The organism is Arthrobacter sp. MMS18-M83, assembly GCF_026683955.1.
GTDB lineage: Bacteria > Actinomycetota > Actinomycetes > Actinomycetales > Micrococcaceae > Arthrobacter.
The window spans coordinates 1989578-2005772 of sequence record NZ_CP113343.1; the positions used below are offsets into that span (position 1 = coordinate 1989578).

A 16195-nucleotide genomic window follows, 5' to 3' on the forward strand; every position below is an offset into this window, starting at 1 on the left:
ATGTCGTTTAGAGGGCTCAAAACGACATCTAATGCGAGCCAGTTGGGTTGGCCGGGCACGCAAAAGCTCAGCGGCTGAAGCGCAACGTGACCAGCTGGAACGGACGCAGCGTCAGTTCGGCCGCGCCAGCTCCGGGCATCACGCCGGGAGCCTCGACGGGGCGCTCCAGAAGGTCCACGGCGCGCACCTCGCTGGAATCGAAGTTGGCCGTGATCATGCCTATGGAACGTTCTCCCAGCGATTCGTAGAGCCGCACGATCACGTCTCCCGAGCCATCCTCAGCCAGCTTGACGGCCTCGATCACCAACGCTTGGTTGAACACCGTGAAGAGGGGCTCCACAGGCTTCGCGCCCGCCAGCAACCTCGGCTTGAGATTGGTCCGGTATCCCTCTTCCACGGCATCACCAATGCTCGCGCCGGGCCGGATGCTCAGCTCCAGGACGTGGACACCGAGGTCGGATTGAGGGTCCGGGAACTTGGGTGCCCGCAGCAGGGACAAGCGGACGTTGGTGGTGGTTCCGCCGTCGTCGCGGATGGCCCGCGTGACGTCGTGCCCGTAGCTTGACGAGTTAGTGATGGCCACCCCGTAACCCGGCTCTGCCACGTGGATCCAGCGGTGGGCGCAGAACTCGAACTTGGCCGCCTCCCAGGACGTGTTGGTGTGGGTGGGCCTGAAGACGTGCCCAAACTGGGTCTCCGAAGCGGAACGGTCCGCACGGACGTCCAGCGGGAACCCGATCTTCAGCAATTTCTCGCGTTCCTGCCAATCCACAGTGGTGGATATTCCGAGGGACTCCGCGCCGGCTTCGAGGGAAATCCGCTGGGTGATGGTGGAGGAACCCACCGTCCGCTCAACGACGACGACGGCGTCCCAGCCGGCGCTCTCCAGCGTCACCGAACGCGCCTCGCCAATGGAGACGACGTTCCGGCGGTAAAACTCGTCGATATCCCACGCGTCCCACTCGTTGGGGGTATCCCGGTGGAGTTCAAGGTGGTTGCCGAACTGACCGGGGGCAATGGCTTCCCGGCCGCTTGCGTAGTCCGAGAGGGAGGTCAGCAATCCGTTGGCGTCCAGCACCGCGCGGATGATGCCGTTGTCCAAAACATAACCGCCTGCGCGTTCTGTGACATTGACTGGACTGTCCGGGTGGACCGGCTCTGCAGCGGCGAGCGCGGGTACGCCGCTGCGCTCATGCGGGGCCGCATTGAGCAGGAACATCGTGTCCCCCTTACCCAGCAGGGCTGACGCGGCACCCGCGATGATGCCTTCCAGCTCCCGGGAGATCGCGGCATAGTTCCGCTCCGCATCCTGGTGGACCCACGCGATGGCGCTTCCCGGCAGGATGTCGTGGAACTGCTGCAGCAGCACAAGCCGCCACAAGCGCTTGAGGTCCGCCGCGGGATAGGCGAACGAACCGGCAGTCCGTACTGCCGCCGTCGAGCACCAAAGCTCGGCCTCGCGCAGCAGGTGTTCCGAGCGACGGTTCCCTTGTTTGGTGTTGGCCTGGCTCGTGTAGGTGCCCCTGTGCAGTTCCAGGTACATCTCTCCCACCCAGACCGGCAGATTCCGGTACTCGGCCTCGGCCTGCGTGAAGAACTCCTTCGCCGATCCCATGCGCACCTTCGGCGAGCCTTCCAGATCTGCTGTGCGGTGGGCTGCGGCGACCATTTCGCGCGTGGGTCCGCCACCGCCGTCGCCATAGCCGAAGGGGACCAGGGAAATAGTGCCCCGGCCATGCTCCCGGTAGTTGCGCTGGGCGTGCGCGAGTTCGCGTCCGTGGAGTTCAGCGTTGTAAGTGTCCACGGGCGGGAAGTGGGTGAATAGCCGCGTGCCGTCGATGCCCTCCCAATTGAAGGTGTGGTGCGGCATCTTGTTGACCTGGTTCCAGGAGATCTTCTGGGTCAGGAACCACCGGGAACCGGCAGACTTGACGATCTGCGGGAGTGCCCCGGAATATCCGAAGGAGTCAGGCAGCCAGGCCTCCTGGCAATCGATGCCGAACTCCTGCAGGAAGAAGCTCTTGCCCTCGACGAATTGGCGGGCCATGGCCTCGCTGCCGGGCATGTTGGTGTCCGATTCCACCCACATGCCGCCAACCGGCACGAATTGCCCGGCCTTTACCTTCTCCCGGATCCGGATGAACAGCTCAGGATAGAACTCCTTCATCCACGCCAGTTGTTGCGCCGAGGAGCAGGAGAAGACGAAATCGGGGTTCTCATCCATGAGGGCGACAACGTTGGAGAACGTGCGGGCGCATTTGCGGATGGTTTCACGGACCGGCCATAGCCAGGCCGAGTCAATGTGGGCGTGACCCGTGGCCAACAGCTCATGGGCCGAGGCGTAGGCTGGCCTGCTCAAGACCTCGGCGAGGGCTTCCCTGCCGGCGGCAGCGGTACCCGCGACGTCGTCGGGATCCATGACGTCCAGCATGAGTTCAAAGGCGCGAAGGATTTCATGGCGCCGGGGCAGTTCGAAGGGTAGCTCGTGCATGAGCCCGCTGAGCGTCCAAATATCCTGGTGGAGCTCCCAGACCACCTCGTTGAGTTCGGCTATGGCTATGCGCCCGAGCCGATAGCGGGGCTCGTCTCCGGAGGTGGCTATGTCCCCCAAAGGTGTTGCCGAGAAGCTCCATCCCTGGCTCAGATCAGGATTGGCCGCGGCTTCGACGTAGAAGTCCACCGAGAGTCCGCCACCCAGGAGCTTAAGCGGGACATGCTGGTTGCGGGGAGAAATGGCCTTGATGATGGTGCCGTCCGGGCGCCAGGCAATGCCTTCGCACTGGAATCCGGGGGCGTCGATACTGAAGCCAAGATCGACGACGATCTCCACCGCGGTGCCATCGGCGACTCCCCAACCCTCCGGAACCTCACCTTGGAGCCGCAGCCACTTGGTGCTCCAGGCTTTGCCCCACGCAGCCCCATGTTCCTGGGGTCCAAACACCTGGCGGAGCGCTTCCGAGACGGGGACCGGCTCTCCCGGCACATCCCAACTGCTGAGGGTCAGGGGCAGCGCGCGGCCATAGATGGCGGGTGCGATCCGCTCCCGGACAAAACGTTCGAGCCGCTTCTCAGTGATCCGGCGGTCGTCGTGCAATTCAAGTCCCCTTTAGCGCTGGGCTGGGTCGAGAGGCTTCCGTGCCGTTACATGCAAACTAAGCGAGCAAGGTTACCAACAGGTGGAAACAACGATTCCATTCGATGGATAAAATCTACGTTGTTCCGGAGCAATAACCAAGTGATTGACGGCTATCCCTACAAGTCCCTAAAAGTTTGCCGGAACGCCTATCCGCCCGCTGCCCGCATAAACGTTCAGGCTGGTCCCCCGGCTGAATCCCACCAGGGTCAGTCCGGTCTCCTGGGCCAGTTCCACGGCGAGGCTGGAGGGTGCGCTGACGGCGGCCAGAACCGGGATTCCGGCAAGCGCAGCTTTCTGAACCAGCTCGAAGGACGCCCTCCCTGAGACTTGAAGGATAGTGCCGCTCAGGGGCAACAAACCCTCACGCAGTGCCCAGCCCACCACCTTGTCAACAGCGTTATGCCTGCCCACGTCTTCCCGCAGGCACAGCAGCTCAGCCTCGCCGTCCTCGTTGATCCTAAAGAGGCCCGCGGCGTGTACTCCCCCGGTCTTGTCAAAGACCGCCTGCGCTTCGCGGAGACGGTCCGGCAAGCCGGCGAGAACCTCCACCGGCACGCTCAGGGGGTCGTCCGCCGGGCTGAAGTGTGAGGATTTGCGCACAGCCTCAATGGAGTCTGTGCCACAAATCCCGCACGAGCTGGACGTGTAGACATTGCGGCCGGTCTCAGGAAGGACGACGTCGGGCCGCAACTGGGCTTCCACCACGTTGAAGGTCTGGACGCCGTTCTCGTCCTCGCCGGCGCAAAAGCGCAACGAGATGAGCTGGGCCGGGTCCCAGATGATGCCCTCGGAAACCAGGAAACCCGCCACGAGGTCAAAATCGTCGCCGGGGGTCCTCATGGTCACGGAGAAGGACATATGGCCCAGGCGCACCTCCAGCGGTTCCTCGACTGCCAGGAAGTCCTCGCGGTAACGGACAGGGTGCTCCAACGCCTGGGCTGAGCCATCCAGCACGAACTTGTGCACCTTGCGGCGCTGGGTCACCCGTCCCATCTCAGATACCCACCGTCTCGGCGGCAGCTTCCCCGTGATTGGCCGTTTCTCCGTGCTTGACGAACCGGACCGTCATGGCCTTGTAGCCGGGCGTGTTGGATTCACGCGCCACGAGTTCCCGGTGCACTAAGGCGTTGGCCTCCGGGAAGTACGCGGCCGCGCAACCCTTGGCTGTGGGGTAGGCGACCAGCCGGAACTTGTCCGCCCGGCGTTCCGTTCCACCGAAGATGGAGATGACGTCCACCATGTCCCTGTCTTCGAAGCCGAGTTCGCTGAGGTCGTCCTCGTGGACCAGGATGACCCTGCGGCCTTCGGAAATACCGCGGTAGCGGTCGTCGAGCCCGTAGAACGTGGTGTTGTACTGGTCATGGCTACGGACAGTTTGCAGGATCAGGTGGCCGGCCGGGGCTTCAAGGTACTCCAGCGGGCTCACGGAGAAGCGTGCCTTGCCGATATCCGTGGCGAACGTGCGGGTGTCACGCGGTGGATTGGGAAGCACAAAGCCGTTCTTGGTGCGGACACGCGCGTTGAAGTCCTCGAAGCCGGGGATGACCCTGGAGATGTGGTCCCGGATGACGTCGTAGTCCTCGGCCATCTCCCGCCAGTCCACCGCATGATCATCGCCCAGGACTGCTTGCGCCATGCGTGCGACGATGACGGGTTCGCTGAGCAAGTGCTCGGAGACTGGAGCCAGGCGGCCCTGGGTGGAGTGGATGACGGACATGGAGTCTTCCACGGAGAGGAACTGGCGTCCGCCGGGGTGCTTGTCGTCCGTGTCCGTTCGGCCCAGAGTGGGTAGGATCAGGGAGGTCTTACCGTGCACCACGTGGGCACGGTTGGGCTTGGTGGAGATGTGAACCGTCAGCCCGGCCCTCTTCAGCCCTTCCTCCAGCGCCACCGTGTCCGAGCCGGCCGCGGCGAAGTTCCCGCCCATGGACACGAACACATCCACATTGCCCTGCTCCAAGGCGTGTTGGGTCTCCACGGAGTCGTAGCCGTGTGCCCTGGGCATCGTGAATCCGAACTCCTTGTCGAGGGCTGCGAGGAAGCCCTCGGAAGGCTTCTCCCAGATGCCCATGGTGCGGTCGCCCTGCACGTTGGAGTGGCCGCGGACGGGGCAAGCTCCGGCTCCGCGCTTGCCGAAGTTTCCCTGGAGGAGGAGCAGGTTGATGATTTCCCGCAAAGTGTCCACGGAGTGGGGTTGCTGGGTCAGGCCCAGCGCCCAGCAAATGATGGTGCCCTTCGAAGCGGCCAGCATGCCCGCCACCTTGGTGATTTCGATGCGGCTCAGGCCCGTGGCGCGTTCAGTCTCGGCCCAGTCAACCGTGGCCCGGGCTTCCGCGTAGGCGTCGAAGCCATCGGTCTGCGCCTCGATGAAGGAACGATCGACCACGGTTCCCGGCTGCCGCTTCTCTTCCTCCAGCAAGAGGTGGCCCAGAGCCTGGAACAAGGCGAGGTCGCCGCCGACCTTGATCTGCAGGAATTCATCGGCGATATCCGTGCCGCCGCCCACCACGCCGTTGAGCGACTGGGGATCCTTGAAGTTCAGGAGCCCGGCTTCCGGCAAAGGATTGACTGCCACGACCTTGCCGCCGTTGTTCTTGCAATCACGCAGGGCGGAGAGCATGCGCGGGTGGTTCGTGCCCGGGTTCTGGCCCACAACCAGTACCAGTTGCGCCTCGTGGATGTCCTCCAGGGAGACAGTTCCCTTGCCGATGCCAATGGTCGGGTTGAGGGCGCTGCCGGAAGACTCGTGGCACATGTTCGAGCAGTCGGGCAGGTTGTTGGTGCCGAGGCTACGGGCGAAGAGCTGGTACATGAAGGCTGTCTCGTTGGCCGTGCGGCCGGAGGTGTAGAAAACGCAGCGGTCCGGCGTCGTGGCATTAACGTGCTCGCCGATCAAGGCGAAAGCATCTGTCCAGCTGATCGGAGAATAGTGTGTCTCGCCGGGGCGGATGACGACGGGCTCGGCGATGCGCCCCTGGCTTCCCAGCCAGTATTCGGTCTTGTCCTCAAGCTCGGCAAGGGAATGCCGGGCCCAGAACGCCGCGTCGACCACGCGGGTGGTGCTCTCCTCGGCGATGGCCTTGGCCCCGTTTTCGCAGAACTCGGCGGGGCTGCGTTTTCCGGTAATGGACTCCGGCCAGGCGCACCCGGGACAGTCGAAACCGTCCCGCTGGTTGACGCGGAGCATTGACTTGACGGTCCGGCTCACACCGGCTTGGGCCCAACCTCGTTCCAAAGCCACGGTGACTGCCTTGACACCGGCGGCGGAGCGCTTGGGCGGGTGGATCTGGAGGTCATCTTCATTGATGTCCTGCGCGGGAGCATGCCTGTTCATGTCCCCATCATTGCAAGGCCTGTCTCTCTATTCCACCCGTGTCCATCTGGGACCGGAAGTTCTCAGCCAGTCAGGGCGCTCCAATCCACTGGCCCTGACGAAACTTTGCGGGCGGATCTGGCGGGAGTTTTCTTGGTTTTGTCCTGCGAAGGCTTCGGCTGGGGAAGCGGCGGCCCCCACGGAAGGGGGAAGGCAGGCACAGGTTCCCCAAGTTGGACGCCGTGTGGCGGGACCACCATGACGCCGTCCGCACTGGCGAGGCCGCGCATCATCCCCGGCCCCGCGTGCTGCGCCGGCGAGGCCAATCCGTACACGAACCTGAAGGGAAGCAAGCGGGTGCGCCCGGGGTCGGCGTCGAGCATTGCACCGCAAGGCACTTCCCCCACCTCGGACAGCTTGCCGTGACCCAGTCCCGCGAGCAGCGGTGCGCCGATCGTGAAGAGAACCATCATTGCCGCGAGCGGGTTGCCGGGCAGCCCTAAGACAAAGCGCCCGTCCGGCAACTCAGCCAGGACGCCGGGGTGTCCCGGCCGCATCGCAATGCCATCAATCAACAAGCGACCGCCGAGTTCCGCAACTGCCCTCCGGAAGTGGTCCGTTCCCGAACGGCCCGTTCCCCCGGTGGTGATAACGACGTCGGCTGGTAGCGTGTCCGGCGACAACTCGCCTTCCTCGAGGCCCGCGAGCCATTCCTCGTAGGAGTCGCCCACTTTGATCTGATCGCCGCGGATCCCGCCAAGGAGTTCGACGACGGCGCCAAGCTGCGGCCCGAAGGTATCCCGCACCCTCCCAGGGGCAGGGACACCCGCGGTCACCACTTCGGAGCCGGTCAGGAGCAGTTTCACATGGGGTTTGCCCAGGACATCCAGTTCATCCCGGCCGGCCAGCGCGGCAAGGGCGAGGTGGGCGGGGTTCAGGACGACGCCGGACTTGATCAGGAGCTCGCCAGCCCCGGCTTCTTCTCCGGCGTTACGGATGTGTTGCCCGTTGCGCGGTTCGCCAGGCCTCGCGTTTCCGCCGAGCGCGAGGACAGGCAGGCCGTCTTCGTCGGTGGTCAGGATACCGCTTTCGCTACGTAGCACCGCCTTGGCCCCCGGCGGGATAAGGCCACCCGTGACAATAGGGCTCGCCTGATGCGGGGCCAGCCGATGGCCCGGCTCGGCCAGGATCCATGGGCCGCTGCCGTTGACAGCCCAGCCATCCATCGCCGAGGACGCATAGTGCGGCAGGTCCTGCAGGGCGAGGACATCGGACGCCAACGTCCGGCCGACGGCATCCTTCAGCGCAACAGGTGCGGCGGGAATGGGCGTGGCACAGTCGAAGGCAAGCTGCCGGGCTTCCGCCCAGAGGTGGTCGGCGTGCGGGACATGCTCAACGTTCGGTGCCGGATCGGTCACGGCGGAAGGGTGCTGGTTCCCGGCGCCCAGGTCCTCGGCGCCCTGATTCTCGGCGCCCTGTTCAGAGGCATCTGTCATCCGGCGTCGGTTCCGGGGTTCGTGTAGTCGTTGGCGAGCGTGCGTGCCAGGCCCATGGCGGCGTCCATCGACGCGGTTTCCGTCGCTTGTCCCGAACCCGCTGCAAGTCCGGCCGCGAAACCGGCAATGAAGGTGGTCAGGGGAGCCGCCGGCCGAACTACGGAATGGGCTGCGACGCCCGCCAAGGACAGGATCTCGTTGATGTCGATCTCGACACCTTCAAGCTCATATGCTTGCAGCAGGCTCCTGCACCACTCCTCGAGCGTTTCTTCTTGGCTCTTCACGATCCGCCTCCAAAGTCCGATACAGCTTTTGTCACGGCAGGTCGCCGTCCACTCCAAGCGCCGCGGCATCGTCCCAGGTATCCACGTCATCGGTGGAGCCAGCAGGAACAGGTACGGCCAGCAGATCAAGCCTAGCAAGCAGGCGGAACACCGCGGCGTTGGCGAGGCCACCCTGTTCCGCAGCGGCCAGCACTTCCCGTTGCAAAGCAGAAAACCGATAGATTCCAAGCAATGGCTGTCTCCGGCCATCGGCGGATACGGCCATGGCCCCTTCCGTTTCCTCGTGTCCGGCAAGTTCCCGGATGAGAACCGGAACGGCTGCGCCCGCGAGGGGCATATCGCACGCCATGACGAGCACCCATGGTGCGGATGTTTCTTTTGCGGAAAGACCCTGGCGGGCATGCTTCTCGAGCGCAAAGAGTCCGGCTTCGATCCCCGCCGCCGGCCCAGCGAACGGAGGGTCCTCGCGGGCGGTCATGGTGCCATCCGGCAAGGTGCCGGGATCCGGCCCGACGACGACGATCCGCCCGGCCCCGTACGCGGCCGCGAGGGCGCGCTCGAGGAGCGTGGCGCCGTCGTACATAAGCTGGGCTTTGGGCACGCCACCGAGGCGGGAGGACTTGCCACCCGCCAAGATCACCGCATCAAAGTCCACCAGCCCAGATTACCGGGGGCGGGCTAAGTTCGGTTAGGCCGCCGATTCAGGCAGGAGGAAGGGATCCCACGCGGGCGCAGGTTTCTCAAGCTCCTTGATTTGCCAGATAGTCCCGGTTGGCGCCGCCGGAGTGAACCTCAGTTTCCAGCCCATTTCGGCCGGTGTGTGGTCACTCTTGGCGTTGTTGCAGCGCAGGCACGCCGCCACCAGGTTTTCCCAGGAATCCGCGCCGCCCCTGGATTTGGGGTGGACGTGGTCAATTGTGTGGGCTGCTTTCCCGCAATAGGCGCAACGGTGACCGTCGCGGCGCAAGACGCCGCGGCGTGTAACCGCCGTGATCGCGTTGTACCTCGGCCGGATGTAGCGATTGAGCAGAATCACGGAGGGACGTCCGAGAATCTCCTGTGGCCCGACGACAGGCTCGTCGCCTTCGGCCACTACGCTCGCTTTTCCGGTGAGCACAAGGACCAGCGCCCGGCGGAAGGTTACTACCGCCAGCGGTTCATATCCAGCATTCAGAACGAGTGTGCGCATGCACGTACCTCTTCACGGCCGCACCCGTCAGGGGCGCGAGGGCCGGCTGCCCTCTGCATGTACGGGCTGTGGATCGACATCACAAGAGTAAACACCCGGAGGCCAGATCAACGAATCCGTGGATGGGTTCCGGCGCTGCGTCGGGCAAAGTTCACGTACCGGACATGTGGCGGGAACTTTCAATTGTCCGGGAGCAGCGGCTGTTGACGCTGCCGCGCGCCCGGAATCGACCGCAGCAGACCGTGGGCACGAGATGTGGCACATGCTGGTTAAACAGAACATCCCCGCGGGCGGACCAGCGGGGATGTTCCTGTGAAACTGTTCAGCAGAAGCTATTTAGCCACCAACGCGGATGAAGACTGGACCGGAGCCGATGTTCACGCTGTACAAAGCAGTGGTGCCACCGTTCCAGCCGCCGTGGACGGCCATGCCGTTACCGACGTAAACAGCGATGTGGGCCTTGCCCATGCCGCCGTTCTGGTAGTAAACGAGGTCACCCGGCTGCGCTTCAGCAGCACTGACCGTGCGGCCGAGGGACAGGTAGTCTGCCGGCCAACCGTGGAAGTTGATGCCAACAGCGGCCAGGGAGTTCGAAGCCAGGGCGGTGCAGTCCTGGGCAACGCCAAGCTGCGCGTAAGCTGCGGCGGCAATTGCTGCGCCCTTGCCGCTGGCAACCTTTGTGGCGGGGGATACAGCGGCGGAAACGGAAAGCGTAGAGACACCCGTTGTTGCAGCCTTGGGAGCGGCAACAGCTTCCTGGACGGCAACCGGCGCTTCTACAACCGGAGCAGCTTCAGTGGAAACAGCCGGACGTTCGTACTTGATGGCGACGGAGGAGTCGGCCGCAATACTGGCTTGGGCGATGGACTGAACTTCCAGGGTGGAGGTCGCAGTGGACTCGCGGGGGACGTTGGTTTCGGCAGCGTTGGCCGCGATACCGCTAGTGAGAACCAGACCGGACGCAGCGGCGATAACTGCTGCCTGACGGCCTACACCACCGGCGTTGCTGCCGACGGTCTTAGCGATGACGGCAAGCGAGTTGGTCTTGGTGACCGCAGCGCGGTGGCGCGCAAGAGTAGTGCGTGAAGACACGTTAAGAGGCCTCTCCCTATGCCCGCGAGGTAAGCTGTCGGATTCGGATGGGAGTCATCCGGCCGCAATGCTTCCCGTAGGAAACAATTGCGACTTAACCCCAAGGTCATCGGTGAAGATGACCAAAAGTGGGTCCCCCGCCTCTGCCAGACGATGTTTTGCGAACGGAACCTCGGGCAGTGGCAGAGCTAGGCAATCCACCCGAGTGCATCAACTCTCTAAAAGTTGATGCGAGTTAGACGGTACAGGAGTTTTGGCTGAATGTCACATTCAGGTCACGGAGCGTGACAAGCATTCGAGAGACGTCCATCGGATTGGCTACAGCCAGCCCAAGGGATCAACGACGTCGCCGTTGACCATGACTTCAAAATGGAGGTGGCAGCCGGTGGAGGCGCCAGTGGTGCCGCTCAAAGCGATGACGTCGCCGCGGTTGACCGTTTGGCCCACCTGGACGTTGAACGAGGATAAGTGGTTGTACGTGGTTTCCAGGCCGTTGCCGTGGTCCACCACAATGCGGTTTCCGCCGCCATACGGGTGCCAGCCCGCAAACGTGACCTTGCCGGCTGCAGCCGCATGTACCTGCGTGCCGCACTGGGCCACGAAGTCCTGGCCACGGTGGAACTCCCCAAGGCCTCCCGTAATGGGGTTCACGCGGTAGCCGAACGGCGAAGCCGTGGCGAGGGTGTCCAGCGGAGCCCCCAGCGTGCCCTTCGAGGATGACGTCTTGATGCTGCCGACGGACTGCGCGCTCAGGAGCTGCTTAAGTTTGCTATCAGGATCCGCCGTAGTGGAAACGGCAGCTCGGCTGAAGTCGATGGTGGCATTGGCCGCAGCGGGAATCTCGGCCTGAGTGCCTGCCGAAGCCGTGGAAGCCTGGTTCGATTCCGCAGCGGCCGTCAATGCGCCAGTACCCGGCATGGCCACCGTCAGGATGAGGCCCGTGGCGGCGAGGGCCACGCCAGCCTTCTGTCCCGCACCGCTCGCGGCGGCGAAATCGGCCATTTGCCGCAAGGGGCCCTTGCGCCGGCGCACTTCGCGATGCGGATCGCGGGGCCGATCGTGCGCAATGACTTGCATGGTCCGCAGCTCAGCAGTAGGACCGGACGCGCGTCTGCGGCCCCTCGTGTTCTGCGTGGTCAAAGTGTTCCTCTCTGGCAAGCCTGCGAAGTTAGCTGTCGGATTCGGGTCAGAGAGTGCATGGACCCGGTCCGCGCGGAGGACGCGAAGCACAGAGGGATCCCCCGGAAAGGCCCTGCGTTTTTGCACATCCGCTGCGGACTTCACCCCAAGGCTGTCTTTCGACCGCCACTGGTGGTTCCCCCGCTTCTGCCAGTGAATGGACTAATCCACCTGATCCGCTGGCAGAACTCGGCTTCGGATCAGGTAACGCTTTGGTATCGGCGTTAGTACTCAACTATAGGGGATTAAACCCCCGCAGTAATAATTCCGTTATCTTTGCCGATCGCTTAGCCGAAAGGGCTAGGAGACGGTGACAAACACGTGCGACGCCACCTCAGGAGGCAACTCCAAGGCACCGTCGATATTGGGCACGCGAACGGAGATGTACTCCCCCACACGCTCCAGGGAAACCCTGGCTCCGGGGCGGATTCCGCCTTCGTCCAGCTGCACCAACAGTTCCGGTTCCACCTGGATCGGTTCAGCCAACCGGCTGACAATGACCCGGTTGTCCGGTGAGTATTCGTTCATCGCTTCAAGAAGGTTGACCACGCCATCCGTAAAGGCCTGTGACGCAACTCCGCCCAGGGCTTCGAGTCCTGGAATGGGGTTGCCGTAGGGAGATTCCGTGGGGTGGTCCAGAAGCTCATAGAGCCGCCGCTCCACGCGCTCGCTCATAACGTGTTCCCAGCGGCATGCTTCGTCGTGGACATAGGCCCAGTCCAGTCCGATGACGTCGGCCAGGAGCCGCTCGGCGAGACGGTGCTTGCGCATGACCTCAGTGGCACGTTTCCGGCCGGTTTCGGTCAGCTCAAGGTGCCGGTCGTTGGAAACAATTACCAGGCCGTCGCGCTCCATTCGCCCGATCGTCTGGGAAACGGTGGGCCCGGAGTGCCGCAAGCGCTCGGCGATGCGCGCGCGAAGAGCCACGATGTTCTCTTCTTCAAGCTCCAAAATGGTCCGAAGATACATCTCAGTGGTATCGATCAGATCCGTCATCCAGCTCAGCTCCTCGAGCGCAGTATCTTGCGTATTTTCCACCGTACCGCAGCCGGCCAGGCGGGCTGCCCGCCGGTCGTCCCAGGCCGGGCGCCAGCTCCTAGCTTAGCTTATTTGGAATTACTCCGGATAATTTTCGTGCCCGCCCCGTGTCCGCCCCGTGTCCCCCGCCCATGTCCCGAGCCCATGTCCCGCGCCCGGCGGAACAGATGCCTCCACGTGGCGGACTATGAAGCGTTCAGTTCTGTCGCCGCATGCGAAGTCAGGCAGAATTGGGGAGTCGAAGGGGCAGCGATGCCACCTGCCACGACCCATCTAGGCCGCTACTTCACCATTGGAGCATCCCGTGAGCGACAACAGCATCACCATCCCCGCCGATTTGCTGCCCAAGGACGGCCGCTTCGGCGCCGGGCCCTCCAAGGTCCGCCCGGAGCAGATCGAGGCATTGTCTGCCGCGTCTGCGACGATCCTTGGCACTTCCCACCGGCAGGCACCAGTCAAGAACCTGGTGGGCTCCGTCCGCGAGGGACTCAGCCAGTTCTTCCGCGCACCCGACGGTTACGAGGTGATTCTCGGCGTCGGAGGCTCCACCGCGTTCTGGGACGTCGCCAGCTTCGGCCTGGTGGAGAAGAAGGCACAGCACCTCTCCTTTGGTGAGTTCGGTTCCAAGTTCGCCTCGGCCACCAACAAGGCACCCTTCCTGGAAGCTTCCTCCATCATCAAGTCCGAGCCCGGCACGCGCCCGGTTTCCCAGGCCGAGGCAGGCGTGGACGTTTACGCGTGGCCGCAGAACGAAACGTCCACTGGCGTGGCGGCCCCCGTGAAGCGGGTAGCCGGTGTAGACGACGGCGCACTGGTCCTGGTGGACGCGACCTCGGCTGCCGGTGGCCTGGACGTGGACGTCGCCGAGGCCGATGTCTACTACTTCGCACCGCAAAAGAACTTTGCCTCCGACGGCGGACTGTGGCTTGGCCTCTTCTCCCCCGCCGCCCTTGAGCGCGCCGCCAAGATCAAGGCAAGCGGCCGCTGGATTCCAGATTTCCTGGATCTGCAGACGGCCATCGACAACTCGAAGCTCAACCAGACCTACAACACTCCGTCCCTGTCCACCCTGGTGACGCTTGACGCCCAGGTCCAGTGGCTCAACAAGAACGGCGGCCTGGACTTCGCTTCCGCGCGCACGGCGGACTCCGCCGGCCGCATCTACACCTGGGCCGAGGCTTCCGAGTACGCCACCCCGTTCGTGGCAAAGCCTGAAGACCGCTCCAACGTCATTGCCACGATCGATTTTGATGATTCGATCGACGCGGCGGCGATTGCGAAGGTGCTGCGGGCCAATGGGATCGTGGACACGGAGCCGTACCGCAAGCTGGGCCGCAACCAGCTCCGCATCGCTACTTTCGTTGCCATCGAACCGGACGACGTTTCGGCGCTGCTCGCCAGCATCGACTTCGTGGTGGGCGAACTGAAGAAGTAAGAGCCCGCCGCGTTCCCGCGGTCAGGACTGGTCGGCGTCGTTCGGGTGAGGATCCCGGGCGGCGCTAGCCCTTTTAACAGCGCCAGCCCTTTTAACGGCGCTGTCGCCCTCAACGCCGTCGTCCATGGCAGGGCTGGCGCCTTGCGACTCGATGCGGAAGAGCCGCAAACCTCCGGCGCTGCTGTCGAAGCGGAGCCGCAACTGACGCGCTCGGATGATCCAGATGATGCCGACGACGGCGGTGCTGGCGCCGGCAGCCGCTGCCACGCCAACGGCCCAGCGGGGTCCGGCTACGTTGGATACCCAGCCGACGAAGGGCGCCCCGATGGGCGTTCCGCCCATGAAAATGGCCATGTACAGCGCCATGACCCTGCCGCGCATGACGGGTTCGGTAGTGGACTGTACATAGCCGTTGGCGCTGGTGATCATGGTCAAGGCAAACAGGCCGCACGGAATCAGCGCCAAGCCAAACATCGTGTAGTTCGGCGCCATGGCGGCGAGTCCGCTCGCGATGCCGAACCCGCCGGACGCGGCAAAGATGAGCCGCATGCGTGGCCTCCCCCGGCGGGCGGCCAGCAACGCTCCCGCTACTGAGCCGATTGCCATGACCGAGTTGAGGAGCCCGAACGCACCTGCGTCCATGCCGAATTCCGTGCCAACCATCGCAGCGATGAAGAGGACGAAGTTCAGGCCGAACGTGCCCATGATGAAAATCGCGACGAGGACCACCATGATGTCAGGGCGGTTGCGGACGTAGCGAAGCCCTTCGCGGATCCGGCCCTTGCCCGCGGCTGCCCGGGGCTGGACGCGCAGTGAGGAGGAAGGGATGGCACGGATCGCGCCGAGCATCGCCACGAAGGTCAGCGTGTTGATCATGAACACCCAGCCCGGCCCCACGGCCACAGTCAACATGCCGGCCACGGCAGGGCCGATCATGCGGGCAACGTTGAACGAGGCACTGTTCAGCGCCACGGCGTTGGAGAGGTAGTCGTCCTTGACGAGCTCCGAAACGAACGTCTGGCGAATGGGGGCGTCAAGTGCCGAGACGACTCCGAGCATCAGCGCGAACACGTAGACATGCCACAACTGTGCGGCGCCGCTCAGCACGAGGATTCCCAAACCCGTGCTCAGGACAGCCATGGCCGATTGCGTCATGACCAGGAGCCTGCGCCGGCTGTAGCGGTCGGCAAGCAGTCCGGCCCACGGTGCCAGGAACAGCTGCGGACCTAGTTGGAGTGCCAAGGTAATGCCCATGGCACCGGCGTCGTGGTTGCTCAGATGGGCAAAGACCAGCCAGTCCTGAGCGGTTCGCTGCATCCAGGTGCCGATGTTGGAAACAAGGGCGCCAAGGAACCATATGCGGTAGTTAAGGACACCCAGCGATTTGAAGGTGGACATCAGGTTCCACCTTCAAAGAGTTCATTCGCTGGGTCCGACAAAGGCTAGTCGGCCTCGACTTCAGACTCGTCATCCTCTTCGGCGTCGTCGTAGTCGGAAGGCGCGCCGTCGTCGTCGGGTGTGTCCTCGTCCTCGTCTACGGAACCGTCCGCCGTCGAGGTGTCTTCCTCTGCCAGCTCGTCGGGGCCCGCCTCGTCCTCTGGACGGACGCGCTTTGCCCACGGCACCCATTCAGGGGCGAGGATGGAGTCCTCGGACGGCAGCAGGCCGAGTTCGCTGACCGTGACCACTTTGGAGCGCGAGTTGCGGGTAACGACGGCGTACCACTGCCACCCTCCGTAACCGGCCAGTCGCGATTCGAAAAGGTGCGTGACGACGCGTTCGCCTTCGGAGCGTGCGGCGATATGCGGTCCGATTTCATTCGGCTTGGCAATGCTCTCCACCGCATTGCGGGCGACGTCGACGGCGGCCGCCAGGAAGGCGTCCGGCTTGCCGACGCGCCACATGGGAATGCCGGTGCGAGGTTTCGCCGCGGTCAGCTTCCGCCCAGCAGCGGTATCAGCCGTTCCTGCTGTTGCTGGCGCGGCACCGGTACCGTTCTCTTCAGGACTCGCTTCAGCGGATTCCGATGTCAT

13 protein-coding genes and 2 riboswitches are annotated in these 16195 nt (G+C 63.9%); of the genes, 1 reads left to right on the forward strand and 12 read right to left on the reverse strand.

Annotated features, from left to right (window positions below):
- Window positions 1–67 precede the first annotated feature (67 nt).
- From OW521_RS09315 to OW521_RS09360, 10 genes are all read right to left on the reverse strand, one after another.
- The gene (locus OW521_RS09315) at window positions 68–3094 is read right to left on the reverse strand and encodes an alpha-mannosidase (RefSeq protein ID WP_268024795.1); all 3027 of its coding nucleotides are present in this window, start codon (window positions 3092–3094) and stop codon (window positions 68–70) included.
- A 168-nt stretch (window positions 3095–3262) separates the two neighbouring features.
- On the reverse strand, window positions 3263–4129 hold the full coding sequence (fdhD, locus tag OW521_RS09320; protein ID WP_268024797.1) for a formate dehydrogenase accessory sulfurtransferase FdhD: 867 nt from the start codon (window positions 4127–4129) through the stop codon (window positions 3263–3265).
- A 1-nt stretch (window position 4130) separates the two neighbouring features.
- The gene (locus OW521_RS09325; protein WP_268024799.1) at window positions 4131–6470 is read right to left on the reverse strand and encodes an FdhF/YdeP family oxidoreductase; all 2340 of its coding nucleotides are present in this window, start codon (window positions 6468–6470) and stop codon (window positions 4131–4133) included.
- Window positions 6471–6532: 62 nt separating this feature from the next.
- On the reverse strand, window positions 6533–7945 hold the full coding sequence (locus tag OW521_RS09330) for a molybdopterin molybdotransferase MoeA (RefSeq protein ID WP_268024801.1): 1413 nt from the start codon (window positions 7943–7945) through the stop codon (window positions 6533–6535).
- Window positions 7942–8229: a DUF6457 domain-containing protein gene (locus tag OW521_RS09335; RefSeq protein WP_268024803.1), complete on the reverse strand. Its 288-nt coding sequence runs from the start codon at window positions 8227–8229 to the stop codon at window positions 7942–7944. The genes OW521_RS09330 and OW521_RS09335 overlap by 4 nt, the downstream gene beginning before the upstream one ends.
- Window positions 8230–8260: 31 nt before the next feature.
- Window positions 8261–8884, reverse strand: a complete 624-nt coding sequence (gene mobA, locus OW521_RS09340) for a molybdenum cofactor guanylyltransferase (protein WP_268024805.1) — start codon at window positions 8882–8884, stop codon at window positions 8261–8263.
- A 33-nt stretch (window positions 8885–8917) separates the two neighbouring features.
- Window positions 8918–9418 (reverse strand): HNH endonuclease, encoded by a 501-nt coding sequence (locus OW521_RS09345; RefSeq protein WP_265981246.1) that lies wholly within the window; start codon window positions 9416–9418, stop codon window positions 8918–8920.
- A gap of 336 nt (window positions 9419–9754) precedes the next feature.
- The gene (locus OW521_RS09350) at window positions 9755–10510 is read right to left on the reverse strand and encodes an NlpC/P60 family protein (RefSeq protein WP_268024809.1); all 756 of its coding nucleotides are present in this window, start codon (window positions 10508–10510) and stop codon (window positions 9755–9757) included.
- 5 nt (window positions 10511–10515) lie between these two features.
- Window positions 10516–10683, reverse strand: a riboswitch (cyclic di-AMP (ydaO/yuaA leader).
- Window positions 10684–10828: 145 nt separating this feature from the next.
- Window positions 10829–11650 (reverse strand): M23 family metallopeptidase, encoded by an 822-nt coding sequence (locus OW521_RS09355; protein WP_268024811.1) that lies wholly within the window; start codon window positions 11648–11650, stop codon window positions 10829–10831.
- 2 nt (window positions 11651–11652) lie between these two features.
- Window positions 11653–11863: riboswitch (cyclic di-AMP (ydaO/yuaA leader) on the reverse strand.
- 126 nt (window positions 11864–11989) lie between these two features.
- Entirely contained in the window at window positions 11990–12685 is a 696-nt protein-coding gene (locus OW521_RS09360; RefSeq protein ID WP_268024813.1) for a metal-dependent transcriptional regulator, read from the reverse strand.
- Window positions 12686–13031: 346 nt separating this feature from the next.
- Here OW521_RS09360 and serC point away from each other — a divergent pair, with 346 nt between their 5' ends.
- Window positions 13032–14162: a phosphoserine transaminase gene (serC, locus tag OW521_RS09365; RefSeq protein ID WP_268024815.1), complete on the forward strand. Its 1131-nt coding sequence runs from the start codon at window positions 13032–13034 to the stop codon at window positions 14160–14162.
- Between the two features lie 21 nt (window positions 14163–14183).
- On the opposite strand, the gene OW521_RS09370 is transcribed toward serC, so the two are convergent.
- Window positions 14184–15560, reverse strand: coding sequence for an MFS transporter (locus OW521_RS09370; RefSeq protein ID WP_268024817.1), 1377 nt, complete (start codon window positions 15558–15560; stop codon window positions 14184–14186).
- Window positions 15561–15604: 44 nt separating this feature from the next.
- On the reverse strand, window positions 15605–16195 hold the full coding sequence (locus tag OW521_RS09375; protein WP_268024819.1) for a DUF3027 domain-containing protein: 591 nt from the start codon (window positions 16193–16195) through the stop codon (window positions 15605–15607).